The organism is Futiania mangrovi (assembly GCF_024158125.1).
Classification (GTDB): Bacteria; Pseudomonadota; Alphaproteobacteria; order Futianiales; family Futianiaceae; genus Futiania; species Futiania mangrovi.
Genome location: NZ_JAMZFT010000002.1, coordinates 109,056 through 134,445, shown reverse-complemented (window position 1 = coordinate 134,445; position 25,390 = coordinate 109,056). Strand labels below are relative to the sequence as shown.

The 25,390-nt window shown below is 68.2% G+C and carries 26 protein-coding genes and 1 tRNA gene; 23 read left to right on the top strand and 4 right to left on the bottom strand.

The features are described from left to right. Positions 1-2 precede the first annotated feature (2 nt). The 8 genes from NJQ99_RS07530 (at position 3) to NJQ99_RS07495 (ending at position 7,728) form a co-directional block, all read left to right on the top strand. A complete protein-coding gene (locus NJQ99_RS07530; RefSeq protein WP_269332216.1) occupies positions 3-2,435 on the top strand; it encodes a DUF11 domain-containing protein in 2,433 nt (810 codons plus the stop codon). Between the two features lie 76 nt (positions 2,436-2,511). Further along, positions 2,512-2,898 carry an Hpt domain-containing protein gene (locus NJQ99_RS07525; protein ID WP_269332215.1) on the top strand — a complete coding sequence of 129 codons (387 nt, stop codon included), beginning with the start codon at positions 2,512-2,514 and terminating at the stop codon, positions 2,896-2,898. Between the two features lie 77 nt (positions 2,899-2,975). Beyond that, positions 2,976-3,431, top strand: a complete 456-nt coding sequence (locus tag NJQ99_RS07520; RefSeq protein WP_269332214.1) for an MOSC domain-containing protein — start codon at positions 2,976-2,978, stop codon at positions 3,429-3,431. Then, entirely contained in the window at positions 3,428-3,985 is a 558-nt protein-coding gene (locus tag NJQ99_RS07515) for a DUF924 family protein (protein ID WP_269332213.1), read from the top strand. The genes NJQ99_RS07520 and NJQ99_RS07515 overlap by 4 nt, the downstream gene beginning before the upstream one ends. A gap of 65 nt (positions 3,986-4,050) precedes the next feature. Beyond that, positions 4,051-4,785: a hypothetical protein gene (locus tag NJQ99_RS07510; protein ID WP_269332212.1), complete on the top strand. Its 735-nt coding sequence runs from the start codon at positions 4,051-4,053 to the stop codon at positions 4,783-4,785. 73 nt (positions 4,786-4,858) lie between these two features. Beyond that, positions 4,859-6,130 (top strand): sensor histidine kinase, encoded by a 1,272-nt coding sequence (locus tag NJQ99_RS07505; RefSeq protein WP_269332211.1) that lies wholly within the window; start codon positions 4,859-4,861, stop codon positions 6,128-6,130. 166 nt (positions 6,131-6,296) lie between these two features. Continuing rightward, positions 6,297-6,986, top strand: a complete 690-nt coding sequence (locus NJQ99_RS07500; RefSeq protein ID WP_269332210.1) for a hypothetical protein — start codon at positions 6,297-6,299, stop codon at positions 6,984-6,986. 58 nt (positions 6,987-7,044) lie between these two features. Beyond that, complete coding sequence (locus tag NJQ99_RS07495) at positions 7,045-7,728, top strand: hypothetical protein (RefSeq protein WP_269332209.1); 684 nt, start codon at positions 7,045-7,047, stop codon at positions 7,726-7,728. A 123-nt stretch (positions 7,729-7,851) separates the two neighbouring features. On the opposite strand, the gene NJQ99_RS07490 is transcribed toward NJQ99_RS07495, so the two are convergent. The 3 genes from NJQ99_RS07490 to NJQ99_RS07480 form a co-directional block, all read right to left on the bottom strand. After that, positions 7,852-8,118 carry a hypothetical protein gene (locus NJQ99_RS07490; RefSeq protein ID WP_269332208.1) on the bottom strand — a complete coding sequence of 89 codons (267 nt, stop codon included), beginning with the start codon at positions 8,116-8,118 and terminating at the stop codon, positions 7,852-7,854. A 127-nt stretch (positions 8,119-8,245) separates the two neighbouring features. Next, positions 8,246-8,725 (bottom strand): hypothetical protein, encoded by a 480-nt coding sequence (locus tag NJQ99_RS07485; RefSeq protein ID WP_269332207.1) that lies wholly within the window; start codon positions 8,723-8,725, stop codon positions 8,246-8,248. Positions 8,726-9,003: 278 nt separating this feature from the next. Beyond that, on the bottom strand, positions 9,004-9,783 hold the full coding sequence (locus NJQ99_RS07480) for a DUF6969 family protein (RefSeq protein ID WP_269332206.1): 780 nt from the start codon (positions 9,781-9,783) through the stop codon (positions 9,004-9,006). Between the two features lie 90 nt (positions 9,784-9,873). Between NJQ99_RS07480 and NJQ99_RS07475 the strand changes: the two genes are divergently transcribed. The 11 genes from NJQ99_RS07475 to phoB all read left to right on the top strand — a co-directional run bounded on the left by NJQ99_RS07475 (position 9,874) and on the right by phoB (position 20,414). After that, on the top strand, positions 9,874-11,433 hold the full coding sequence (locus NJQ99_RS07475; protein ID WP_269332205.1) for a cryptochrome/photolyase family protein: 1,560 nt from the start codon (positions 9,874-9,876) through the stop codon (positions 11,431-11,433). Between the two features lie 302 nt (positions 11,434-11,735). Continuing rightward, the gene (locus NJQ99_RS07470; RefSeq protein WP_269332204.1) at positions 11,736-11,933 is read left to right on the top strand and encodes a hypothetical protein; all 198 of its coding nucleotides are present in this window, start codon (positions 11,736-11,738) and stop codon (positions 11,931-11,933) included. A 69-nt stretch (positions 11,934-12,002) separates the two neighbouring features. Beyond that, positions 12,003-12,506, top strand: coding sequence for a hypothetical protein (locus NJQ99_RS07465; RefSeq protein WP_269332203.1), 504 nt, complete (start codon positions 12,003-12,005; stop codon positions 12,504-12,506). 82 nt (positions 12,507-12,588) lie between these two features. Then, positions 12,589-12,665, top strand: a tRNA-Arg gene (locus NJQ99_RS07460). A gap of 127 nt (positions 12,666-12,792) precedes the next feature. Then, positions 12,793-14,166, top strand: a complete 1,374-nt coding sequence (locus tag NJQ99_RS07455; protein ID WP_269332202.1) for an ATP-binding protein — start codon at positions 12,793-12,795, stop codon at positions 14,164-14,166. 132 nt (positions 14,167-14,298) lie between these two features. Next, complete coding sequence (locus NJQ99_RS07450; protein WP_269332201.1) at positions 14,299-15,324, top strand: PstS family phosphate ABC transporter substrate-binding protein; 1,026 nt, start codon at positions 14,299-14,301, stop codon at positions 15,322-15,324. A gap of 119 nt (positions 15,325-15,443) precedes the next feature. Next, positions 15,444-16,823: a phosphate ABC transporter permease subunit PstC gene (pstC, locus tag NJQ99_RS07445; RefSeq protein WP_269332200.1), complete on the top strand. Its 1,380-nt coding sequence runs from the start codon at positions 15,444-15,446 to the stop codon at positions 16,821-16,823. Positions 16,824-16,827: 4 nt separating this feature from the next. Then, positions 16,828-18,114, top strand: coding sequence for a phosphate ABC transporter permease PstA (pstA, locus tag NJQ99_RS07440; protein ID WP_269332199.1), 1,287 nt, complete (start codon positions 16,828-16,830; stop codon positions 18,112-18,114). A gap of 32 nt (positions 18,115-18,146) precedes the next feature. Next, positions 18,147-18,986: a phosphate ABC transporter ATP-binding protein PstB gene (gene pstB, locus NJQ99_RS07435; protein ID WP_269332198.1), complete on the top strand. Its 840-nt coding sequence runs from the start codon at positions 18,147-18,149 to the stop codon at positions 18,984-18,986. Next, the gene (gene phoU, locus NJQ99_RS07430) at positions 18,979-19,719 is read left to right on the top strand and encodes a phosphate signaling complex protein PhoU (protein ID WP_269332197.1); all 741 of its coding nucleotides are present in this window, start codon (positions 18,979-18,981) and stop codon (positions 19,717-19,719) included. Before pstB ends, phoU begins: the two co-directional genes overlap by 8 nt. Then, entirely contained in the window at positions 19,716-20,414 is a 699-nt protein-coding gene (gene phoB, locus NJQ99_RS07425; protein WP_269332196.1) for a phosphate regulon transcriptional regulator PhoB, read from the top strand. Before phoU ends, phoB begins: the two co-directional genes overlap by 4 nt. Positions 20,415-20,493: 79 nt before the next feature. Here the strand turns inward: phoB and NJQ99_RS07420 are convergent, their stop codons facing one another. Beyond that, the gene (locus tag NJQ99_RS07420) at positions 20,494-21,042 is read right to left on the bottom strand and encodes a GcrA family cell cycle regulator (protein WP_269332195.1); all 549 of its coding nucleotides are present in this window, start codon (positions 21,040-21,042) and stop codon (positions 20,494-20,496) included. 239 nt (positions 21,043-21,281) lie between these two features. On the opposite strand from NJQ99_RS07420, the gene NJQ99_RS07415 reads away from it, so the two are divergent. From NJQ99_RS07415 to NJQ99_RS07400, 4 genes are all read left to right on the top strand, one after another. After that, the gene (locus tag NJQ99_RS07415; protein ID WP_269332194.1) at positions 21,282-22,094 is read left to right on the top strand and encodes an ABC transporter permease; all 813 of its coding nucleotides are present in this window, start codon (positions 21,282-21,284) and stop codon (positions 22,092-22,094) included. Between the two features lie 193 nt (positions 22,095-22,287). Next, positions 22,288-23,496, top strand: coding sequence for an aspartate aminotransferase family protein (locus NJQ99_RS07410; RefSeq protein ID WP_269332193.1), 1,209 nt, complete (start codon positions 22,288-22,290; stop codon positions 23,494-23,496). Beyond that, positions 23,493-24,425, top strand: coding sequence for an ornithine carbamoyltransferase (gene argF, locus NJQ99_RS07405; protein WP_269332192.1), 933 nt, complete (start codon positions 23,493-23,495; stop codon positions 24,423-24,425). Before NJQ99_RS07410 ends, argF begins: the two co-directional genes overlap by 4 nt. Beyond that, entirely contained in the window at positions 24,418-25,380 is a 963-nt protein-coding gene (locus NJQ99_RS07400; protein ID WP_269332191.1) for an Hsp33 family molecular chaperone, read from the top strand. Before argF ends, NJQ99_RS07400 begins: the two co-directional genes overlap by 8 nt. The last annotated feature ends 10 nt before the right edge of the window (positions 25,381-25,390 follow it).

Below are 25,390 nucleotides of genomic sequence, written 5' to 3'. Positions count from 1 at the left end.
CCATGAGCATCGGGGAACAGCGCGCATCGTCCGGGGACGGATGCGGGATCCTGCCTGCCGTCCGGCTTTGCGTCCGCGCGCTGGCCTGCGGGCTTGGGATGCTGTCCGGGATGCTCGCGGGGACGGGCGGCGCGGCGGCGCAGCTTGCGGTCGACGATGCCGCCTCCACCGCGCAGATGCAGGCCGCATTGACCGGTCCGAATATCACGCTGCAGAACCTGAGTGCGATCACCGGGGCCGCGCACCAATACGGGATCTTCACGGGCGGCGCGTCGGCCAATCGGCCGGGGGCTGTCGTCGGCATCGCCGATGGCCTCTTCCTGAGCACGGGTGCCGGAAACCAGACGGCGCCGGACCGGCTGAACAATGCCGCGGGCCCTCACAACACCATCCTTGGGGCGAACTCCGGCGGCGGCGTCTCCTACGACAACGGCCGGATCTATTTCGACGCGGACCTGCGCGCGCTCGACCTTCTCGCGGTCTACGATCCCGCCATCCTGCAGGTGGATGCGACGCCGCAGGGCAACATCCTGCAGGTGCGCTTCGTCTACGCGGGCGAAGACTATCCGGAATATGTCTGCAGCCAGTTTCGCGACGTGTTCGGCATCTTCGTGACCGGCGTGTTCACGCCCGGAGGGGCGGAGGAGACGCGCAACCTCGCCCTCGTTCCCGGAACGAACACGCCCGTGTCGATCAACAGCGTCAATCCGGGCCAACCGGGCCAGTTCGGCAGCGCCGGCAATTGCCCGATCAACAACACCGCGCTCTATGTCGACAATGGCGACGGCTCCCGGCCCAACCAGCACCGCAATCTGCAGTTCGACGGGCTGACGCTGCCCATCACGGCGCAAACGCAGGTCGTGCCTGGCCAGACCTACCGGATCAAGCTGGCCATCGCGGACAGCGTCGACCGCTTCTGGGATTCCGCCGTCTTCATCGACGAGATCTCCTCGTCCGCGGCCGATCCGGCGGACCTGTCTCTGACGCTCGCCGCAGCGATTCAGCCCCCCGCAATCGGCGAAAGCGTGCCCGTGACCGTCACGGTTTCCAACGCAGGGCCGGGCGCGACGTCCGGTGTCGGCGTTTCGGTGGCTGTGCCGGCTGGACTGACGCTGCTCGGCCATGACGGCGGCCCGGCCTATGCGTCCGGTACCGGCCTCTGGACCGTGGGGACGCTCGCGGCAGGCGGGAGCGCCACGCTGACGCTCCATCTGGCGGCAGAGCGGACGGGGCCACATGCGGTCGAGGCCGAGATCGTGACCTCCTCGGCCTTCGACCCGGATTCGACGCCCGGGAATGCCGTTGCACAACCGGGCGAGGACGACAGTGCCACGCTCGATCTGACGCCGTTGCCGGAGTCGACTGCGGCGCTGCCTGCACCGGTGTGCGGGCTGCCGCTCGACGCGCTCGAGTGGCGCAACACCAACTGGCCGCGCGGGGATGCCGCTGCGAGCTTCACGAAAACCAGTGCGAACGGCGGGGATCCCGTCACGTTCGACTTCGCGTTCACCGGCGCGACCGGGCTCTTTACCAACAACCGGCCCGACGACACGTGGAGCACCCGCAACGGCGAGGGCGGGGCCTATCGTTCGCTCGACGTCTGGTTCGATCCGCCCGACAAGACGCAGGATCACGCCATCACGCTGACGATCACGCTGAGCCGGCCCATCGCCGACTTGCGGTTCACGCTGTTCGACCTCGACCGCGCCTTCGAGGGCGTGGAACGCAGCCGCGTGGAAGCCGTTGAAGTCACGGGCAGCAGCGCCGGAGGCGCAGTTGCCCCCGTTCTTCGGGCGGTAGGGGTATCGGCCGCCGCCACGGGGAACCGGGCCTTTGGCCTCGCCAGCGTCGCAACGGCCGCGAACAATGTGGAGGCGGCGTTCCCGGCCCCTGTCGACAGCGTCACCATCGTCTTCCGAAGCGCCGACACGAGCCCCGGCAATCCCGACAGGCACGACCTCGCGCTCGGCACGATCTTCTGGTGTGCGGAGACGCTCAGCCAGGCCGCGCTGACCGTGGCCCAGACCGTCGAGGTGTACGATCCCGGCGTGCTGGGGCTCAAGGCGTTGCCCGGAACCGACATGCTGCTAACCATCCGGGTCGAGAACGCGGGCCCGGGCGCCACCGATACCGACAGTGTCGTGCTTGTCGGCGCAGTCCCGCCGGACGTCATGTTCTTCAACGGGGACATGGACGATGCAGGGCCGGAAACCGGGCCGGTTGCGTTCGTGGACGCGGGCAGCGGTCTCGTTTGCTGTGGCGGGCCGGGCGATCTGGCCTACTCGGACGGTTCGCCCACAGTGTTCACCTATGTACCCCAGCCGGGATACGACCCGCAGGTGCGCTACATCCGGTTTCACCCCAAGGGCGCGATGGCCGGAAACGGGGGTACCCCGCCGGCCTTCGAGCTCAGGTACCGGGCGCAGGTCCGCTAAGGGGATTAACGAGTTCCTAACCGGCAATGACTAGCCTGATGCACAGGTATTTGCCCTTTCGGGGAGAGGCTGCGTCATGACCCAACCGACCGACCTGCTCGACATGGAGACGATCGGCGCGCTGCAATCGCTGCAGCGGCCCGGCATGCCGAGCGTTCTCGGCCGCATCGTCCAGGCCTTCGAGCGCAGCGGCGAGGGGCTGCTTTCCAGTTTGGAGGCCGGCTTCTCTGCGGCGGATGCGGCCGCCGTCGCCGATGCGGCGCACAGCCTGAAGTCGGGTGCGGCGAATGCCGGCGCACGGTCCGTGTCCGAGGCCGCCCGCAAGGTCGAGGCGGCCGCCCGCGAAGGCGACCTCGCTGCCGCGGAAGCCGCGTTCGCGTCGATCTGCGCAGACTGGCCCCGGGTGCTGCACGCCTTCGCGTGCGTGCTCGACGACGGTACGGCAGCCCGGCAGGTGGGCTGAGCAACACCGGCCTCACTTGCGCCGCGCGCGTCACGCCCTAGACTCTCAGCCGGATTTGCAACGGCACGGGGCGGCGCATGAGCGGACGGCTTCTCGGAATTGCAGTCAAGGCCCGCACGCGTGCGCCGATGAGCATGCGTTCGCAGGCCGCGCTCGATCCGGTGCACGGACTGGACGGCGACTGGCGCGGCACGCTTGACGGCCGGCAGGTTTCGGTGCTGTTCGAGGAGGATTGGGCACGGGTGTGCGCCGATGCCGGCGGGCGGCTTGCCTGGACACTTCGGCGGGCGAACCTTTATGTTGGCGGTCTCTCCAATCCGCGCGCATCCGGGGGATGCCTGAGCATTGGCGATGCGCTGCTTGCAATCACCGGTGAGACCGAGCCCTGCAGCCGTATGGAGCAGGAGCGTCCGGGCCTGCGCCGCCTGCTGGATCCGGAATGGCGGGGCGGCGTGACCTGCCGCGTGCTGCGCGGCGGGACGCTGCGGCTCGGCGACCGGGTGCAGTTCGTGCCGGAGGAGGGCGCGGCATGACGGCAGCGAGCCTTCCCGGACCCGGCGCGGTCCTCGACTTCTGGCGCGATCTCGGACCGAGTGGCTGGTTCCGCAAGGACGACGCCGTCGATGCCGAGATCCGGAGGCGGTTCCTGCCGCTCTGGCAAGCGGCGAAGGGCGGCGCGCTCGCCCACTGGGCGCGGGAGGGGAAGGACGCACTCTCCCTCGTCATCGTGCTCGACCAGTTCCCGCGCAACATGTTCCGGGACAGCGCCAAGGCATTCACGACCGACGCCGCCGCCCGCGCGGTCGCGCGGCTGATGCTCGAGGCCGGGCACGACCGGCGGATCGAGGAGGCCTTGCGCCCGTTCTGCTACATGCCCTTCATGCATTCGGAGGCGCTGGAGGATCAGGAGTTGTGCGTCGACCTCGTCCGCACCCGGCTCGACAATCCCAACACGCTGCATCACGCGATCCAGCACCGCGACATGATCGCCCGGTTCGGGCGCTTCCCGCACCGCAACGCCGCCCTGGGCCGGGTGTCCACGGAGGAGGAAACCGCCTATCTGGAAGGCGGCGGCTACGTGCCCTGAGCCGTCTGGCATCGTCCTTGCGTAACCGGTGACGGTTGTGTCCGTACCAGTTGCGTGAGGGATCCATGCCCGACCTTGCCGCAGTGACCGTCCGCGCCGGCGCGGTGCCGGGCGGCGACAATGCCTCCCATGCTGCCGCGCAGCGCCTGCGTGCGCGCATCGCCAGACCCGCGGCAGGCGGCCCGCGGATGAGCGTGCTCCTCAGTCTCGTGCTGCTTTGCGCCGGTGTCGCGCTGATCCTGCCGCGAACCGCAGACTCGCTGCCTGGCGCGTCGCCGGCGCCTTCTTTCGGGACGACAGCGTCGGGTCCGGGCCGGGACATGGCGGCTGCAGGGCCCGATACGCTCGCGGCGCTTGCCCGGCTGGCGCAGCCGGCGGCCGATCTTCTGGCCGGTACCGGAGAGCCGGCGGTACGGCCCGTCCGGCGGGGCACGGTCGTGACAGACCTCACGCGCCGCGTGATCCCGCGCCTGCCCGCGGCGCCCGCGTTCCCGGAAGAATTCCTGCCGACCCCGGTGATCGAGGCGCGCCTGGCCGAGGCCGAAGCCGTGCTGACGGCGGCCGAGGCAGCCGTGTTCGAGGCGCGCCGGACGCTGGGCGCAACCCGGCGAATGGTGGCCGATCGCCCCGATGCGGCCGACCGGTTGCGGGCGACGCAGGCGGCCGTGGCCGCCGGCGAAGGGGCGCGGGTGCGGGCCGAGGCGGCATGGTCCGTTCCGGCGGCGCAGCTGGAGGCGCGCCGGATCGAGGTGGAACGCGAGTTCGGCGCACGGGCCGAGGGCGGGCGCCGATACCCTTGACGGTTTATTCATATGCCGGACGTTCAATTCATGCGCGAGTCTGGCGGCTTGCGGCAACGGAGCGCACGGGGCGATGGATTGGGACAGGGAAGCCGAACGGCGGATCATCGGCACGGTCGAGCCAATCACGGTTCACCCCCTGACGCTTGCCTTCAACGATCCAGAGGCGGCGCACGCATATTGCGAGAACCGGGGCCGCTCGTCCGCCGTTGACCGCGGCACTGCGGCGGCTGCTGTAGCGGCATGGGGTCTTCTGCTCGTCATTGCGGGAGGCGTACTCGACGATGGCGCGGCGCACCTCGCTCTCCACGGTGCGAACCTTCTGATGCTCGGCAGCCTTGTCGCGATGCCGGCGTGCTTCCGGGCCATCGTGATGATGGCAGTGCTTTACCTCGGTGCGATGTCGGGGCTGTCCTTCCTGTCCCAGGCCGGCGGGCCGGTGGCCGAGGCCGGCCTGCTGGCGCTGATGACGTTGCCGATCCTGTTTGCCGTACGTCACCGCTGGGAGCGTGCCGAGAGGACAGGCTTTGCTCTCGCCCGGATGCTCGAGACCCAGAAGCGCATGGCCGTCGACCTCGCGCGCGAGGCGAAGGCGGCCAGCCGGTCCAAGTCCGAGTTCCTGGCCGTCGTCAGCCACGAATTGCGCACCCCTTTGAACGCGATCATCGGCTTCTCCGACATCGTGCGCGGCGAGATGTTCGGCCCCTATGCCACCCAGGGACCGCGTTACCGCGACTATGCCGAGGACATCCATGCGAGCGGCCGGCACCTCCTGTCGATCATCAACGACATCCTCGACCTGATGCGGGCCGAATCGGGCAAGATCGTCCTGCATGAAGAGGACGTCTGCCCGTCCGGCGTACTCGCCGATGTGCATCGCCTCCTGCGCGAGCAAGCCGGCGCGAAGGGGGTTGCCCTCGACATCCTGCCGGTGGCGGAAGGCGACCGCGGCCTCGTCCTCTGCGCCGATCCCCGGCTGTTGCGGCAGGCGCTGCTTAATCTCGGGTCGAACGCGATCAAGTTTACCCATCCGGGCGGGCGGGTCGCGGTGGAGACCGTCTGCGATCCGGCGGGTTTCGCCTTCATCGTCCGCGACAATGGCATCGGTATCGCCGAGCGCGACCTGGGCAAGGTGCTCGAACCCTTCGAGCGGGTCGAGACCGCGCTGACCAGGACCGCGGGAGGGACCGGGCTCGGCCTGCCGCTCGTCAAGCAGATCGCCGAACAGCATGGCGGCCGGCTGATCCTGGCAAGCAAGCTCGGCATCGGCACGACAGCGACGGTGCGTCTTCCCGCTGCCCGCGTGAAGGAACGTCCCGCTGAGGCAGGACAGGCGGCGGCCTGAAACACCCCCAGGTAGAAGAACGACAAAATTTTCTCACATTGGTTGACAGTAATGTCCCAATATGGGATTAACCACGGTGAGGATTGGTCACGGTTGGCCCCGTGACAAACCGGTCCTCGAAGGGCAGCGGATCCTTGGCCGGATCCGCATCACTGGGAGCTACATCATGAGCAGTTCGATCGGCGGCGCCGCGGGCGCCGAACCCCTCATTGTGCCTGAGACCGGCGGCGATTTCGCCCTGCCCGACACGAGCCCGGCGACGGGCAGCGAGGGTGGCACGCAGGTGGCGCTGTTCGGCGGTGGACCGGGCGAGAAGGTCCATGCCGATCCTCGCGCCCTGGGCGAGATGACCAATTACGAAGGCACCGGCGGCGACGATTCCGTCAGCGGCGCGTGGAATTATGTCTCCACGGGCCGCGGAGACGACACGGCAAACGGCTACGTCAAGTTCGCCGATCTCGGGCCGGGAAACGACAGCTTCGACGGCATGGTCGGACGCGAACTGGTCGCCGGCGCGGGCGACGACTTGGTCACGGTGCGCAGTCCCGGAAACAACGCGGTCTACGACCTCGGCTCCGGCGACGACCGGATGATCACCGACTGGAACACGATCTCCCAGGCCAGTCGTATCGACGGCGGAAGCAACGGCTTCCTCGGCAGCGGTGTTGGCGGAGAGGGCGACACGCTGCGTGTCATCACCCAGCCGGGCGATCCCGATATGCAGGCCGTCCGCAACGATGACGGCGGCATGGACCTGATGGTCCGGGACGCCAGCGGCAGTTGGTCGCGCGTTCCCCAGGTCCAGAACTTCGAGAACATCTACATCCAGAAGGATCCCCGCTACATCCCCGGTTGAAGCGCCAGGAAGCGGATCCCTGCCGGGCGCACCCCGGCGGCAACAGCAGGAGTCAAACATGAGTGTCATATCCAGCAATCTCGAGGCGGGTACCCTTGTCACCGGCGGCGACGCGGCGGACGGCGACTTCGCCTTGCCCGAAACTGGCGGCGATCAGGTCGCCTGGGGCTTCTTCGGCGGGAGTAGCGGCGGCGAGACCTTCAACGTGCCCGGCAATGGGGCGCGTCTGGAAGGGACGGACGGACCGGACACGTTCATCGTCGGCCCGGGCCATGCAAACTTCGTCTACGGCGGGGGTGGAAGCGACACGTTCAGGCTCACCCCCGGCGGAGAACTGACGGGGGCGAATGGCGGTCCCGGCGCGGATTCCTTCCTTGGCCAGCAAGGCGGCACGTTCGGCCGGATCGAAGGCGGTCCCGGCGACGACTATTACGCCAATCCCTACGGCACGATCGACAGCTTCGACGGCGGCAGCGGGAACGATTACGCAGTCGTGAACGCATCGGACCTGTTCCGCCTCGATCGCGGTCAGCCCGGCTATGGGATCGACGGCAGCAGCAACACTCCGCGCTGGCTTGGTGGCGGGGACACGCTGGAGGTGCGCGCCGGCCCGGGCGATCCGAACCTGCGCGCCGTGCAGGACGAGGACGGCCAGGCCCGCCTGCAGTACCAGACGGGCGGCGGCTGGGCCGATGTGCCCGGAGTCACCGGCTGGGAGGAGATCAACATCAGCCGGCAGTAACGAGGCCGGAGCTTCTCCGTTCAGTTCGGGCCGCCGTGCGCGGAGGCCGCAGCACGTGCGTCCCATGCGCCGCCGGAGGGGGTTCCCCGGCGGCGCATCGGGTTCTGGTGCGCCTGGCGCGCGTCAGGATTTCTTGGCGGCGCAGGGGTTCTTCGCCGCGCACGGGTTGGCCGCGCAGGGGTTCTTCGCGGCACACGGGTTCTTCGCCGCGCAAGGATTGGCCGCACACGGGTTCTTCGCTGCGCAGGGGTTCTTCGGCTTGCAGGGGCCGCAGGCGGCGTGCGCGACGTCGAGGCCCGTTGCCGTCCCCCCCACGCTCAGCCCGGCCGCGAGGCCGAGGGCGAGCGGTATCATGGCGGTCGTTGCAAGCAGCTTGGTGCGCGTGGTCATGGTCGTTCTCTCCCTGTGTCGTCGGGGCGCGGGCAGGATGCCGCATCCCTGAAAGGCCCATTTCATGCCGCATCTGGCGGGGGCCTGTCCGCCATCTCCGGGGGGCACGCATGTGCCTCGGTCAGGCTCAGCCCTCGACCCGGATTCGATAGTCGGGCGTCGGGTTCAGCGGGCAGGAATAGACATAGTCGCCGGGCGTCAGCGTGATCTCGTAGTCCTTCGTCACGCCCTTCGAGAGGCCACCGCCCGACGCGGACGGCAGCGTCGCCCGCCCGATCGCGCCGTCGCCCCGGATCCAGAAGCCGAGGCCGTAGGGCACGTCGCGGTTGGTCACCCGGAAGACATAGGTGCCGGGCTTCAGCGTCATCACCCTGGAGGCGGCGAGGCGGTCTTCGCCCGTGCGGGCGTTCACGGCCGCGCAATCGGCCTTCGCGGTCGTCGTGTAGCCGTGGTCGGTTCCCTCCGGCTCGAGAAACTGGCAGCCAGTCTGGGTCAGTTCGATCACTGTCTTCTGGCCGCCAGCGGCGGACGCGCCCGCCGGCGTCAGGCCCACGGCCAGAACCAGGCTGGCGCCGGCACCAAGGGCAGTCAGGAAAGTACGTGTCATGGCGAGAGGCTCCGGTCTTTCCGCAGCGGCCTGTTTGCCGATGCGTGCAAAGCGACAACAGCAGAAGCCGTCTTCAAGTGCCAATCACGCTCTCTCACAGCGACGTGAGACGCGCTTCCGGCATTGATTGTGATGTTTCATTATGTGCCGCTTTGACCGGCTTGAATGCGCATGTCCGCGCGGGGCAGTTTCACGTTCATCCCCGCTGCTGCACCTTGCGCGGCAAAAGATGCCGCGGCGCAGGACATTCCCGGCAGGGCGTTCTGCTCCAGCCAGTCTCAGATCCCGCGGCGCGCTGCTTCTACCCGCACGGCCGCGATGCGTTCAGGCACCGAGATCGCCTGTTCCGAGGCGATCTCGAGGTCGCGGTCCTCGAACACGTCCTCGCCCGGATGCCGCAGCGCCCATAGCCTGATCTGTGCGTCGCGGGCGCGCACCAGGCGCGCGATATCCGGCCGGTAGAGGCGGAGCAGGGCGGTCAGCCAGCGGTTGGTCGCGAGGCAGGGAGAGGCGTGGCCGACCTCGAAGCTGTCGAGCATCGAGATCACGTCTTGCGCGCCGTAGAACGTCTCCCCCGTGACCCAGCGGTTGGTGGTGAACAGCCCGATGGGCGCGCCGGCCTTGTCCATCGACACCGCGACGAGGTGGGCGATCGCATCGTCGCCAAGCGGGCGCGGCCAGCTGCCTTCATAGGGCGCAGGGCTCATGTGCGCCTCCATGCCCTTCGCGCGCAGGAAGGTGTGGAAGTGTCCATGCTCGGCCGTGCCCGTGCGGTGCGCGTGGTAGTAGTACTGGGCATGGCTCTCGTCGTCGTAGACGTCGCCATCGGGGTAGTGGTTCATCTCGTAGAACGTGCCTTGCCCGGCCAGAACCTGGCCGACCGGGTTGCGTCCCGCGCGGGCGAGCGCTCGTTCCATCGCTTCCACCTCGTCCGCTGCCGCGGCCATGGCGGCCAGCGCGTCGTCGGGCAGCGCAGCGATGGTTTGCGCGTCGTCCACGGCGGTCGTGCGGGGGTTGGTTGAAGGCATGAGGCTGTTGCCGTCCTCCTTGGCGCTCATCTCCCGCAGTCTAGCCTTGCTGCCCCGCCTTCCGTGAAGTCGTGGCGTTGCCCGATGACGGCAACGTGATGGCGCGCTAGATCACGGGCCATGACCCGTACCCTCGCCATCGTGTTCGGCGACCAGCTGAACCATGACAGCGCCCTGTTCGACGGCTTCGACCCGGCCCGCGACCGCGTCCTGATGATGGAGGTGGCGCACGAGGCCACCTACGTGCCGCAGCATGCCCAGCGCCTCGTCCTCTTCTTCTCCGCCATGCGCCACTATGCGGCGGAGGCGGCAGAGAAGGGGCGGCCCGTCAACTATGTGCGCCTCGACGATGCCGAGAACGCCGGCACGTTCGAGGGCGAGCTTGCGCGCGCCGTCGCCCGCCACAGGCCGGAACGCATCGCTGCGGTCCTGCCTGGCGACTGGCGTGTCGCGCGCCTGTTGGAAGGGGCGGCGGAGGAGGCGGGCCTCCCCCTCGACATGTTGCCCGACCGGCATTTCCTCTCCACGCCGGAGGAATTCGCCGCCTGGGCAGAGGGCCGCAGGGAGCTGGTCCTCGAATACTGGTACCGGCATCTGCGCCGCCGCGACGCGATCCTGGTGGACGGGGATGCACCCGTCGGCGGCGCCTGGAACTTCGATGCCGAGAACCGGGAGAGCTTCGGGAAATCCGGCCCTCCCGAGGTGCCGCACCTGCGCCGTTTCCGGCCCGATGCCGTCACGCGCGAGGTCATGGACATGGTGGCGCGGCGCTTTCCGGATGCGCCGGGCGACCTCGACGGCTTCGACTGGCCGGTCACGCATGCGGAGGCGCTGGTTGCCGCGCGCGACTTCTTCGACGGGCGGCTTGCGGACTTCGGGCGTTACCAGGACGCGATGGCGGCGGGGGAGCCCTTTCTCTGGCACTCGCGCCTGTCGGCGGCGCTGAACCTGCACCTGCTGGACCCGCGCCACCTCGTCGCGCGCGCCGTCGCGGCCCATGACGCGGGCGAGGCACCGTTGAACGCAGTCGAGGGCTTCATCCGCCAGATCGTCGGCTGGCGGGAGTATGTGCGCGGCATCTACTGGTTGAAGATGCCGGGCTATGCGGAGATGAACGCGCTCGGCGCGGACCTGCCTGCCCCTGCCGTGCTGTGGACCGGCGAGACGGAGATGGCCTGCCTCGCCGACGCCGTCGGGCAGTTGAAGCGCCACGCCTATGCCCACCACATCCAGCGGCTGATGGTGCTGGGGCTGTTCGCGCAGTTGCTGGGCGTCGACCCTTACGAGATGCACCGCTGGCACCTCTCCATGTATGCCGACGCGGTGGACTGGGTGTCGCTGCCGAACGTGCTGGGCATGAGCCAGTTCGGCGACGGCGGCATCGTCGGCACCAAGCCATATTGCGCGTCGGGGCGCTACATCGACCGGATGAGCGACCATTGCCGTTCCTGCCGCTACGATCCGGGAAAGGCGACGGGCACGGACGCGTGTCCCATGACCACGCTCTACTGGGATTTCCTCGACCGGCACGCGCAAAGGTTCAGCGCCAACCGCCGCATGGCGATGCAACTGAAGAACCTCGGCCGAAAGCCGCCCGCCGAGCTTGAGGAGATCCGCGCCCGCGCCGCCCGCCTGCGCGACCGCGCACGCGACAGCGCCTGGCTCCCGCCGCGCGCCTGACCGGAAAACTTATCCCCGTGCGTGCGCCGCTCTGCTAGGATTTTGCTTGACTGGACATGCGACTCCATTTCGCGCGTGGAACGGTTTCGCTTGACCGGAGTTTGCATTTCATGCGTGAATCTTGTGCCCGGTTTCGCGGCGGGTATGTGTTCGGGCCGCGCGGGCCAAAAGGGACAGGGACTGACATGGGCCAATCGGCGCTCGGGCCGCGAGGGTCGGCAAAACCCTCCTCCGGCCACATATCTTCCCCCGGCAGCGATGAAACCCGCCGCCGGATCAGGAACGCACGTATTCACGTCCTGATGGCAAGACTGGAAATTGCTCTCGAATCCGCGGGTTACAAGCCGCACCAGATCAAGGCGATCTCCGAGGTGCTCTATCCGATGATGATGCGCGGGGAGACGCTGACCTACGACGGCATCGTCAAGGGGCTGCATGCGAAGAGTTTCTCCAAGGAAGACGCGGCACACTTCGCATCTGTGTTTCTCGACCAGGATTAGACTTGCTCCGACTTGCTGCATTGCTTAGACCAATAGATTGGTTGCAGCGGTGGCGTGAGGTCGGCGGTCTTGAGCGGCGGAGAGGGCCAGAACGAGGAAAGCCTGCGCAAGCTCGGGCGCGAGTTCCGCTCCTATCGGAACATTCCTGACGATGAGAGCCGCATTGCGGCTGTCACGCGGCTGGTTTCCGACAGCGCGCGCCAAAGCCTGAAATTCGGGGAAGACCCTCCAGTCTTTTCCAAGGTTCAGCATGATTGCCTTGTCGACCTTGCAATTTTGATCGTCGTTTCGCTCGACGAAGCGCGCCGCAAACCAAAGAGATGGTGGCAATGGCGTAGATGGAGCGAAAAGGATGCGAGCTTCGCGGAGCGTTTCGGGATAATTCTTACGATTATTTCGATTTGCGTGGCGCTCTTTGCGATCGGCATTTCTTCAGCGCTTTGGTTTGTAGATCGATCTGAACGTCAGCGTCTCGAGACGCAACTGGAAGCGCCCAACGGAAAGGCGGCCCCGTCGCCGATCCAGTCTTCGCCGCCGCGCGTGTCCATGCCGCGGACGGTCGTGGCGGAGTAGGGGCGTGCCCCGGCCATCGCCGCCGCACCCCGAACCTCTCGCCTCCGCGCGCGAGTTCTGCTATGTCCCGGACCGGCGCGATGGCCCCGTAGCTCAGCAGGATAGAGCAACGGATTCCTAATCCGTAGGTCGCAGGTTCGAATCCTGCCGGGGTCGCCATGCCGGCCCGGGAGCGCGGCGGCTTGCCGTGTGGCATTGGCGTGACGAAAATCTTACATGCCATGTCACGAAACGGTCATGCCCCGATGAAATGCCTCGTCCGATGTCCTTAAGGAAGGGTGCCGCCATGCGATTCGGATCGCCCGCCGAGGCCCGGTTCCGCCCGCGTCCCCGTTCCATGCGGGCGGCGATTGCAGGGGGCGCGCTGGTCTGTGCCGGTATCGCCGGCGCCGCACTCGCGGCTGCTGCAGGCACGGCGGTTCCGTTGCCGCTCGGCGTGGCGCTGGCAGTTGCCGGGGGGGTGGCGGCCGCCGCGTTGCTCTGGGCATCCATGCGGGGGGGCGCTGAGCCGGTGACCCCCGCGCCGGCAGCAGCGGAGCCCCCCGCGTCCGGCGCCGAAGCGCCGCCCATCTCCTACCGCGACGTGCTGGAGCTTCTGCCCCAGCCGCTCGTCCTCGTCGACCGGCGCGGGCGTGTGCTGCTCACCAACGAAGCGGCGCGCCGCGCCTTCGGCGGACTGGCAACGGGCCGCCACATGACCTCGGCCCTGCGCCACCCTGCCCTCGTCCACGCGATGGAGCGCGTGATCGAGAGCGGCGAGGCCGAGCAGGTGGATTTTGCCGTCCGCGTGCCGGTCGAGCGGCATTTCGGCGCAACCGTGGCGCCGCTGGCCGGCCGTGCCGGCGAGGCGGGGGAGGATGCGCCTGCGGCCTTCGTGACCTGCTTCGACATCAGCGCGGTGCGCCGGGTGGAGCAGTTGCGGGCAGACTTCGTTGCCAATGCGAGCCACGAGTTGCGCACGCCTCTCGCCTCGCTCGCTGGCTTCATCGAGACGCTGCAGGGCCCGGCCCGCGACGATGCCGAGGCGCGTACGCAATTCCTCGACATCATGGCCGCCCAGGCCGCGCGGATGCGGCGGCTGATCGACGACCTGCTCTCGTTGAGCCGGATCGAGCTCAACGAGCACGTGCCGCCCTCGGGCACGGCCGATCTGCGCCGGTTGCTGTCGGAAGCGCTCGACGCGCTGCGGCCCGTCGCGGTCGAGAGGCGGATGACGCTTGCGCTCGACCTGCCGGAAGTTCCGGTCTTCGTGCCGGGCGACGCCGACCAGCTGACCCAGGTGTTCCAGAACCTCGTCGACAACGCCCTGAAGTATGGACGGCCCGACACCCCGGTCGTGCTGCGGCTTGCGCAGGGGCAGCCTCCTGCGCCCGCCATGATCGGCATTGCCATCGTGGATCGCGGCATCGGCATCCCGCGCGACCACATTCCGAGGCTGACCGAGCGGTTCTACCGCGTGAACGCCGCCGAAAGCCGCAACCGCGGCGGGACCGGTCTCGGTCTCGCCATCGTGAAGCACATCGTCAACCGGCATGGCGGCGTGCTGGACATCGAGAGCGAGCCAGGCGAGGGATCCACCTTCACGGTCTGGCTGCCCCTGGCGGCCGGAAGCGCGGCGGAAGACGGCAATGTCGTTCCCTTGCGCGCCCGCGTATCCTGATCTCCGGCGCGCGGCTTGTCACAATCCCTTTGCCTGCCTGTCACAAAGGTGTAACAGAGCCCCGGTAACTGCTCTCCCCAGACGGACGCCGATCCGCGGCGGCCGGAAACTCCAGGATACGGAGAGGGAGTCATGAAACTGAACGCACTGGGCCTCGCTGCCGTCGCATCGGTCGCCATCGTCGGCGCGGCAGAGGCACGCGATCAGATCCGCATCGTCGGCTCGTCCACGGTGTTCCCCTACACCCAGGCGGTGTCCGAGGAATTCGGCGCTGCGGGCTACAACGCACCGGTCGTCGAGTCGACTGGCACGGGCGGCGGCATGCAGATCTTCTGCGGCGGCGTCGGCGTCGATCATCCGGATATCACCGGCGCATCGCGGGCGATGAAGAAGTCCGAGTTCGAGCTTTGCCTGAAGAATGGCGTGGACAGCATCACCGAGGTGCAGATCGGCTCCGACGGCCTCTCCATCGCCCATTCGCAGGAAGGGCCGGAATTCGACCTGACCAAGGCCCAGATCTTCCAGGCGCTGGCCGCGAAGGTCGAGGTCGGCGGCAAGATCGTCGACAATCCCTACAAGATGTGGAGCGACATCGACCCGTCGCTGCCGAAGGAAGAGATCACGGTCTTCGGGCCGCCGCCCACGTCCGGCACCCGCGACGCCTTCGTCGAGCTGGTGATGGAAGAAGGCTGCGAGGCGTTCGGAGCCATCAAGGCCCTCGACAAGAAGGAACGCAAGCAAGTCTGCGGCCGCATGCGCCAGGACGGTCCGTTCATCGAGGCCGGCGAGAACGACAACCTGATCGTTCAGCGCCTGCAGGCCGATCCGCATGCGCTGGGCATCTTCGGCTACTCCTTCCTCTACGAGAACCAGGACACGCTGAAGGCCGTTGCGGTGAACGGTGTCCTGCCGAACGAGGAGACCATCGCCGACGGGTCCTACACCGTGTCGCGCCCGCTGTTCTTCTACGTGAAGAACGCGCACCGCGGCGTGATCCCGGGGCTTCAGGAGTTCGTCGAGGAATACGTCTCCGAGGAGGCCATGGGCCCCGGCGGCTACCTCGAGGAGCGCGGCCTGATCCCGATGTCCGACGCCAAGCGCGAGGACGTCCGCACGCAGGCGGTCGAAGGGGCCATGATGGGCCGCTACGGCAGCTGATCCGATGACGCGCGGGCCGGCCGGTTCCGGGGGCGCCCCCTGCCGGTCGGCCTTGCGCAGTTCCGGAGCCTGGCCGGTTCCGGGCAAACTGGGCAAGACGAAAAGGCGGACCGCTTACCGTGACCGGCTTCATCCTCCTCGCCATTGTGGCCTTCAGCCTGATCGCCTTCTACGTGGGGCGGTCGAGCGGACGACGCTTCGTCGCCGCGCATGGGCCCGAGGTGCACTCGCGGCCCGTCTATCACGGTGCCTATGTGGCGATCTGGGTCGGGATGCCGGCCTTCGTCCTCGTTCTTCTCTGGCTCCTGCTGCAGGGAACGGTCCTCGACCGGCTGATCCTTGCGACGCTGCCCGAGGCCCTGACCGCGGGTGCCAGTGCGGCCGAGCAGGCGCTGCTGCTGAGCGAGATCCGCAATGTCGCCGCCGGACGCATATTCGGCACGCCGTCGCCCGAGGTCATCGTCGCAGGTGAGACGCTCCTGCGGTGGGAGGGGATCGCGCGCTGGGCCATGCTGGTGGTCGCCGTCGCGCTGATGATCCTGCTGCTTCTCGGCGTCCGCTCCCGTTTGAGCCCGCGCTTCCGGGCGCGCCAGGGGTTCGAGCGCACCATGAGCGGGCTCATGATCTTTTCCTCCGTGGTGGCGATCTTCACGACGCTCGGCATCATCGCCTCGCTGGTGTTCGAGGCCGTCCAGTTCTTCAAGCTCGTTCCGCCGCACGAGTTCTTCTTCGGCCTGAACTGGGAGCCGCAGATCGCCATCCGCGCCGACCAGGTAGCGGGCGCGGGCGCGTTCGGTGCGGTGCCGGTGTTCACGGGCACGCTGCTGATCGCGACGATCGCCATGCTGGTCGCGACGCCCATCGGCCTCTTCTCGGCGATCTACCTCGTCGAGTACGCCGACCGGCGGGTGCGGGCGGTGGTCAAGCCGATCATGGAGATCCTCGCGGGCGTGCCGACCGTCGTCTACGGCTTCTTCGCGGTCCTGACCGTCGCGCCGGCGGTACGCGAGGCGGGCAGCGTCATCGGCATTACCGTGTCGCCCAACAGCGCGCTCGCCGCGGGCGGCGTCATGGGCATCATGATCATCCCGTTCATCTCGTCGCTGTCCGACGATGCGCTGAAGGCGGTGCCGCGTGCCATGCGCGACGGTTCGCTCGCCATGGGCGCGACCAAGGGGGAGACGATCACCAAGGTGCTGCTGCCCGCCGCCCTGCCCGGCATCGTCGGCGGCATCCTTCTGGCGCTCAGCCGCGCGATCGGCGAGACCATGATCGTCGTGATGGCTGCGGGCCTGATGGCGACGCTGACCGCCAACCCGCTCGACGGGGTGACCACGGTGACCGTTCAGATCGTCACCATGCTGATCGGCGACACCGCGTTCGACAATCCGAAGACGCTCGCCGCTTTCGCACTGGGCCTCGTGCTCTTCCTCGTCACGCTGTGCCTCAATGTCGTGGCGCTCCGCATCGTGCAGCGCTACCGCGAGAAATACGAGTAAGCCCATGACCGACGCGACCGAGACATCCTCCTTCGAGTGGAGTTCCCCGCAGGCGCATGCGCGCCGGCGCCGGCGCTATGCCGCCGACCGCCGGCTGAAGCTCTACGGCATCGCGGCCATCGCGGTGGCGATCGGCCTGCTCGGCATCCTGATCGTGTCGCTTGTGGCCAAGGGCTACCTCGCCTTCGTGGAGACCGTGGTCACCATCGACGTGACCGTTCCGGCCGGCGCGGCCGATCCCGCTGATCCGGCGAAAGCGAACTACCGAGCCATCGTGGCGGACAGCTTCGGCGCGCTCTTCCCCGAGGTCACCGACCGCCGCGCGCTGCGGGACCTGAACGGCATCCTCAGCCGGGGCGCGTCGCTCAAGGTGCGCGACATGGTCGCCGCGGACCCGGGGCTGATCGGGAAGACCTTCGCGGTCAGCGTGCCGGTCTCCGATCCCTTCGACCAGCTCTCCAAGGGTGTCATCGACCGCACGCTGCCGGAAAACCGCCGCCGCGTTTCCGACCGTGAGATCGCCTGGTTCGAACAGCTCGAGGCGCAGGGCCGTGTCGAGAAGGTCTTCAACAGCGGCCTTTTCCTCGACGCCGACAGCCGGTTCCCGGAGCTTGCGGGCCTCGCGGGCGCCGTCGTGGGGTCGTTCTACGCGCTGCTCGTCTGCTTCCTGATCTCCTTCCCCCTCGGCATCGCTGCTGCGGTCTATCTGGAGGAGTTCGCGCCGAAGAACCGCATCACCGACCTGATCGAGGTGAACATCAACAACCTCGCGGCGGTGCCGTCCATCGTGTTCGGCCTGCTTGGCCTTGCGCTCTTCATCCAGACCTTCGGCCTGCCGCGCTCGGCCCCGCTTGTCGGCGGCATGGTGCTGTCGCTGATGACGCTGCCGACCATCATCATCGTGACGCGGGCAGCGCTGAAGTCCGTGCCGCCGTCGATCCGGCAGGCCGCGCTCGGCGTCGGAGCGTCGAAACACGAGGTGATCCTGCACCACGTCCTGCCGCTCGCCGTTCCCGGCATCCTGACCGGCACCATCATCGGCCTTGCGCAGGCGCTGGGCGAGACCGCGCCGCTCCTGCTCATCGGCATGAACGCCTTCCTGACCAGCCCGCCCGGCGGCATCATGGATCCGGCGACCGCGCTGCCCACGCAGATCTACATCTGGGCCGACAGCCCGGAGCGCGGCTTCGTCGCGCTGACCTCCGCGGGGATCCTTGTCCTGCTCGGCTTCCTCATCGTGATGAACGGGATTGCCATCTTCCTGCGCCAGCGTTTCGAGCGGACCTGGTGAGGCCGGCCCCCGTGAACCAAGGACCCACCCTCATGAAGCACGCAACAACGGAACCCTTTGCCGAGACCGGGACTTCCGATGTCCTCGCCGGGACCGGTGCGGCCGAGAGCGCGCTGCCGGTCAAGCTCGTGACGCGCGGCGTCAATGTGCATTATGGCGACAACCATGCGCTCAAGAATGTCACGCTCGACATTCCTGCACGCTCCGTGACCGCCTTCATCGGGCCGTCGGGGTGCGGCAAGTCGACATTCCTGCGCTGCCTCAACCGGATGAACGACACGATCGAGGGGTGCCGCGTCACGGGCGCGATCACGCTCGACGGGCGCGACATCTACGACCCCGACCTCGACGTGGTGGAACTGCGCGCCCGCGTCGGCATGGTGTTCCAGAAGCCCAACCCGTTCCCGAAGTCGATCTACGAGAACATCGCCTATGGGCCTCGGATCCACGGGCTTGCCCGCAACAAGACGGAACTCGACCAGATCGTCGAGACGGCCCTGCGCAAGTCCTCGCTGTGGGACGAGGTGAAGGACCGGCTGGATGCGCCGGGCACCGGGCTCTCCGGCGGGCAGCAGCAGCGTCTGTGCATTGCGCGCGCCATCGCGGTCAGCCCCGAGGTCATCCTGATGGACGAGCCGTGCTCCGCGCTCGACCCCATCGCGACCGCGAAGATCGAGGAACTGATCGACGAGCTGCGCGACAATTACTGCATCGTCATCGTGACCCACTCGATGCAGCAGGCCGCCCGCGTTTCGCAGCAGACGGCCTTCTTCCACCTGGGCGAAATGGTCGAACACGGGTCCACGGACATGATGTTCACCACGCCCTCCGATCAACGCACGCAGGATTACATTACAGGGCGCTATGGCTGACCACGATCAACAGCTTCACACGGTCAAGGCCTACCAGGCGGAGCTCGAGCGGCTCTCGGCCATGATCGCCAAGATGGGCGGCTTCGCAGAGGAGCAGCTTGCGCGCGCCATCCGGTCCGTCGTCAAGCGCGACAGCCGCCTCGCCCAAGAGGTCGTGGCGGAGGACATCCGCATCGACGACCTCGAAGGCCAGGTCGAACAGCTTGCCGTGCGGGTGATCGCGCTGCGCCAGCCGATGGCGGTCGACCTGCGCGAGATCGTGGCCGCCATGCGCATCTCGATCGAGCTGGAGCGGATCGGCGACCTCGCCAAGAACATCGCCAAGCGCGCCCAGACCATCAATGTCGAGACGCCGTTCCCGAACCTCTTCGCCATCGACCGGATCGGCGCCGAGGCGATCCGGCAGGTGCACCAGGTGATCTCCGCCTACGCGGCGCGCGACGTGGAGATGGCGCTCGCCGTGTGGCGCCGGGACCAGACGCTGGACGAACTTTACAACAGCCTGTTCCGCGAGCTTCTGACCTACATGATGGAGGATCCCCGCACCATCGGCCGGGCCACTCACCTCCTCTTCGTCGGCAAGAACCTGGAGCGGATCGGCGACCACGCGACGAACATCGCCGAAACGGTCCATTACCTCGTCACGGGCCGCCCGCTGGCCGGAGAGCGGCCCAAGGCCGACACCACGGCGACGGAAGGCGTTGCCGGGCTGGCAGGGGGCGGCAAGGGATGAAGCCCCTGATCCTCATCGCCGAGGACGAGGACGCGCTGCGCACGCTTCTGCGCTACAATCTCGAGAAGGCGGATTTCGAGGTGATCGAGGCGGACGACGGCGACCAGGCGCTGCTGCTCGTGGACGAGCGCGCGCCCGATCTCGTGCTGCTGGACTGGATGATGCCCACGGTCTCCGGGCTGGAGATCTGCCGACGCCTGCGGGCCCGGAGCGAAACCCGCAACCTGCCGATCATCATGATCACGGCGCGCGGGGAGGAGACGGACCGCATCCGTGGCCTCGACACCGGTGCCGACGACTATCTGACCAAGCCCTTTTCCATTTCCGAGCTTCTCGCCCGCATCCGTGCGGTGCTGCGCCGGATCCGGCCAGCACTCGCCCAGGACGTGCTTGAGTTCGGCGACATCGTGCTCGACCGCACCGCGCGCCGGGTCCGCCGGTCGGGGCGCGAGGTGGCGCTGGGTCCGCGGGAGTTCACGCTGCTCTCGCGCCTGATGGACGCGCCGGGGCGCGTGTTCAGCCGGTCCCAGCTTCTGGATTCCGTCTGGGGGCAGGACTCCGAGGTTGAGGAGCGCACGGTCGATGTGCACATCGGCCGGCTGCGCAAGGCGCTGAACCGTCCGGGCGAGCGCGACCCGATCCGTACCGTCCGCGCAGCCGGCTATGCCATCGACGAGACCTTCGCCCGGCACTGACGCATCCGTGTCCGTTGTTCCTCAAGAAAAAAGGCCCGCGCGATGCGGGCCTTTTGCCGTCCGGGTCCTGTCCTCGCCCTCAGGCGTTGGGCAGCGCAGGCGTTTCGTCGCGCCCGCGGTCCCGGTCACGCCGGGTCGACGCCGGCTGGTAGGCGCGCAGCAGATGCTCCTGGCAATAGGGGTGCCCGCTGACCACGGACTCGCCACAGAAGCTGAAGTCCGCATCGCCCGGGTTGCCGATCGGCCATTTGCAGGTGCGGTCGTTCAGCTCCATGAGGCTCAGCGGCTTGCCCCGCTCCACCACTTCGTAGCGCGTCGGGATCACCGGCTTGGCGGCGACCGGCCGGGCGGTCTGCGTCCGGGCGGCGGGGCGGGCCGGCGCGGCCTCCGCCGTGCGCGCACGGGCCTCGCTCTTGCTGGCCGTGGCGGGCTTCCTGGCGGCGGAGGTGCGTGCTTCCGGCCGGGATGGGCGCGGGGCGGCGTCACGGCGCGCAATCCCCAGCCGGTGTACCTTGCCGATTACCGCGTTGCGCGTGACCTCTCCCAGCTCGCGCGCGATCTGGCTGGCGCTCCAGCCCTCCGCCCAGAGCTTCTTGAGAAGCGCCACGCGTTCCTCGGTCCACGCCATCGGATCCCCTCCTTCGTACTGGACACGGGCGGAAAATGGACATAACTCCCCGGTGGCCGGCGCACCCCTCTCTTGCGCCCACCGGCCGTCCTGCTTGCGACCGCCCTCTAAGCTGATGTCCAGATACTGTATCGGCTTTGGCTCGGGACACAACATGTTTGGTGCGCTCGTGCGCGCTTATCCACAAATAATCTGGCCCGCGGCCGGGGTGCGGGCTTTGCGAGAGGAAGGAGCACGCCATGACATCTGAGCGCCCACGCGCCCGGTTCGGCGAGCGCACGGTGCCCATGGTCAACCGGCTTGGCGTCTGGACCCTTTACGTCAAGGAGGTGCAGCGCTTCCTCAAGGTCGTGATGCAGACGATCGCAGCCCCCGTGGTCACCACCTTGCTCTTCCTGGCGGTGTTCATCCTGGCGCTGGGGCGGCTCCGGCCCGACGTCGGCGGCCTTGCATTCGAGGAATTCCTCGCGCCCGGCCTCGTCATGATGGCGATCCTGCAGAACGCCTTCGCCAACACGTCATCCTCGATCACCATCGCCAAGGTGCAGGGCAATATCGTCGACTTCCTGATGCCGCCGCTGGGGCCGGGTGAACTGGTTTTCGCCTTCGCGATGGGCGGCGTGACGCGCGGGCTGATCGTGGCGGGCGTCACCATGATCGGCATGGCGGTCGTCGTGCCGCTGCCCATGGTGCATCTGTGGGCCGTGCTGTTCTTCGGGCTGGCCGCCTCGCTCGTGATGTCGCTGGCGGGCATCCTGGCTGCGATCTGGGCGGACAAGTTCGATCATCTTGCGGCGATCACCAATTTCGTCATCACGCCGCTCGCCTTCCTGTCCGGCACGTTCTACTCGGTCGCCAGCCTGCCGGAGGGGTTCCAGCAGGCGGCCCACCTCAACCCCTTCTTCTACCTGATCGACGGGTTCCGCTACGGTGTCACGGGCTATGCGGACGGATCGGTCCTGATCGGCGTCCTGTACGTGGCGCTGCTCGTCGGTGGGCTCTGGTGGCTCTGCCACACGGCGTTCCGGCGGGGGTGGAGGCTCAAGGCCTGAGTTGCCGGAACCTCCCCGCACCCGCTGAAACCCGCGCAGGCGTTGACTTGGCGCGGATTTGACCGGATAATTCGCGGCTCTGGAGGGCGGCTTCGGCGCGCCTCCTTTTTATTTTGGATCCGACGGTTTCAGGCCCCAGTTTCGGGGCCGTCGTTTTTCAGGGCGAGCCGTCGCAAGAGAGGGAGTGACGACCGTGATTTCGTCCGTACTGCCAACCTATGCGCGGGCAGCCATGACCCCGGTCCGGGGCGAAGGCGTGCATGTGTATGCGGCGGACGGCCGACGCTTCCTCGACTTCGGCGCAGGGATCGCGGTCAACGCGCTCGGCCATGCCCATCCGCATCTCGTCGCCGCGCTGACGGAGCAGGCGCAGAAGCTCTGGCACGTCTCGAACCTCTACCCGATCGAGGGGCAGCAGCGGATGGCCGACCGGCTGACCGCCGCGACCTTCGCCGACACCGTGTTCTTCTGCAATTCGGGCGCGGAGTCGATCGAGGCGGCGATCAAGATGGCGCGCCGCTACCATTATGTCTCCGGCGCGCCGGAGCGGTACCGCATCGTCACCTTCGAGGGCGCCTTCCACGGGCGCACGCTCGCGACCATTGCGGCGGGCGGCCAGCCCAAATACCTCGAAGGCTTCGGGCCGAAGGTTCAGGGTTTCGACCAGGTGCCGTTCGGCGACCATGACGCGGTGAAGGCCGCGGTCGGGCCGGAGACGGCGGCGATCCTGATCGAGCCGATCCAGGGCGAGGGCGGCATCCGTCCCGTTCCCGACACCTGCCTGCGCGGCTTGCGGGAGTTGTGCGACGAGCATGGCATCCTGCTCATTTTCGACGAGGTGCAGTCGGGCGTCGGCCGGACGGGCAGGTTCTTCGCGCACGAGCACGCGGGCGTGACCCCGGACATCATGGGCATCGCCAAGGGCATCGGCGGCGGCTTCCCGCTGGGCGCCTGCCTCGCCACTGCGGAGGCGGCGAAGGGCATGACCGCGGGCACCCACGGCACGACGTTCGGCGGCAATCCGCTCGCCATGGCGGTGGGCAACGCCGTGCTCGACGTCGTTCTGGCGGACGGTTTCCTCGACCGCGTCAACGACACGGCCAACTTCATGGCGCAGCAGCTTCAGGCCCTGCGCGACGCGCATCCCGCGCTGGTGGCGGAGATCCGCGGCCGCGGCCTGATGCGCGGCGTGCGTCTCTCCGGTGCCGTGACCAATGGCGAGGTCGTGGGCAAGCTGCTCGACGCCGGCGTGATGACTGTCGGCGCGGGCGACAATGTGGTGCGCCTGCTGCCGCCGCTGATCGTGGAGAAGGACGAGATCCGCGCGGCGCTTCAGGCGTTCGACACCGTGCTGACGGACATCGGGGGCGCTGCGGCCGCCCCGGAAAGGGGGACCGCATGAGCGGACCGCGGCACTTCCTCGATATCGACCAGGTGACCTCGGGCGACCTCCGCTGGATCCTCGACGAGAGCCTGCGCCGCAAGCAGGCGCGCAACGGCCTCGGCCGCGCCGTGCCGGAGGGGGACCGCCCGCTCGCCGGCAAGATGCTCGCCATGATCTTCGAGAAGCCGTCGACCCGCACGCGCGTCTCCTTCGACGTCGCCATGCGGCAGATGGGCGGCGAGACGATCATGCTCACCGGCGCCGAGATGCAGCTTGGGCGGGGCGAGACGATCGCCGACACCGCGCGCGTGCTGTCGCGCTATGTCGACGCGATCATGATCCGCACCGGCAACCACGACACGCTGACGGAACTGGCAGAGAACGCGACCGTGCCCGTGATCAACGGGCTGACCTACCGCTCGCATCCCTGCCAGATCATGGCCGATCTCGTGACCTTCGAGGAGCGCAAGGGTCCCATCGCGGGCCGTTCGGTCGCCTGGACCGGCGACGGCAACAATGTGGCGCACTCCTGGATCCAGGCGGCGGCCCGGCTCGATTTCGAGATCCGCGTCGCCTGCCCGGCGGAACTGGAGCCCGATGCCGACGTGGTCAACTGGGCGCGGGCGCAGGGCGCGCGGGTGCGCATCCTGCGCGACCCGGCGGAGGCGGTGGCGGGCGTGGATTGCGTCATCACCGACACTTGGGTCTCCATGGGCGACGAGGATGCGGGCCGGCGGCACAATCTGCTCCAGCCCTACCAGGTCAACGCCCGTCTGATGGCCGCGGCGGACAAGGATGCGATCTTCATGCACTGCCTGCCCGCGCACCGGGAGGAGGAAGTGACCTCCGAGGTGCTCGACGGGCCGCAGTCCGTGGTGTTCGACGAGGCGGAGAACCGTCTCCACGCGCAGAAGGGCGTGCTCGCGTGGTGCCTGGGGAATGGCTGAGCCCGAGATGATGCCGGAACCGGCGGGCGGGACGCGCGACGACCGCGTCGTCCCCTTCCAGATCGAGGGCGCGCACGTGCGCGGCCGACTCGTGCGCATGGGGCCTGCCATCGACCGTGCGCTTTCTGGCCACGGCTACCCTGCGCCGGTCTCCCGGTTGCTGGGCGAGGCGCTGCTCGTCGCGACGCTGATCGGCTCCGGATTGAAGCTGCGCAACCGCTTCACCGTCCAGGCGCAGGGGCAGGGGGCGGTCAGCCTGCTCGTCGCCGACTACCGCGCGGGCGGCGAGGTGCGGGGCTATGCGGGCTTCGACGCGGACGCGGTCGCGGCGGCCGGGCCGGACGCCGATCCCTTCGCGCTGCTGGGCGGCGGCTTCCTCGCCATGACCATCGACCAGGGCCCGGATACCGAGCCCTACCAGGGCATCGTGCCGATCGAGGGGGGCTCGCTCGCCGCGGCGGCGACGCGCTATTTCGACCAGTCGGAGCAGATCGTCACCTCCATGCGCCTCGCGGTCGCCGAAGCCTTCGACCGCCGCACCGCCGAGGGTGCGCATTGGCGGGGCGGCGGCATCATGCTGCAGCGTCTCGGCAAGGGCGGCGAGGAAGCGAAGAAGGCGCTCGACACCGAGGAGGCTGCCGAGGACTGGGCGCGCGCCGGGATCCTGCTCTCGTCCGTCGAGGACGTGGAAATGATCGACCCCGACCTCACCCCCGCGACGCTGCTCTACCGCCTGTTCCACGAGGACGGCGTGCGCGTTTTCGAGGAGAGCGGGGTCGCCTTCGGCTGCACCTGCAGCGCCGAGAAGGTGGCAAACGTCCTGCGCCTGCACGGGCAGGAGGACCTCAAGGACATGGTCGAGGAGGGCGAGATCCGCGCGACCTGCCAGTTCTGCAGCGCACTCTACCGGTTCGACCCCGCCGATTTCCTCGACGACCGAGAGGCGGGGGCCTAGGCCGCGGCTG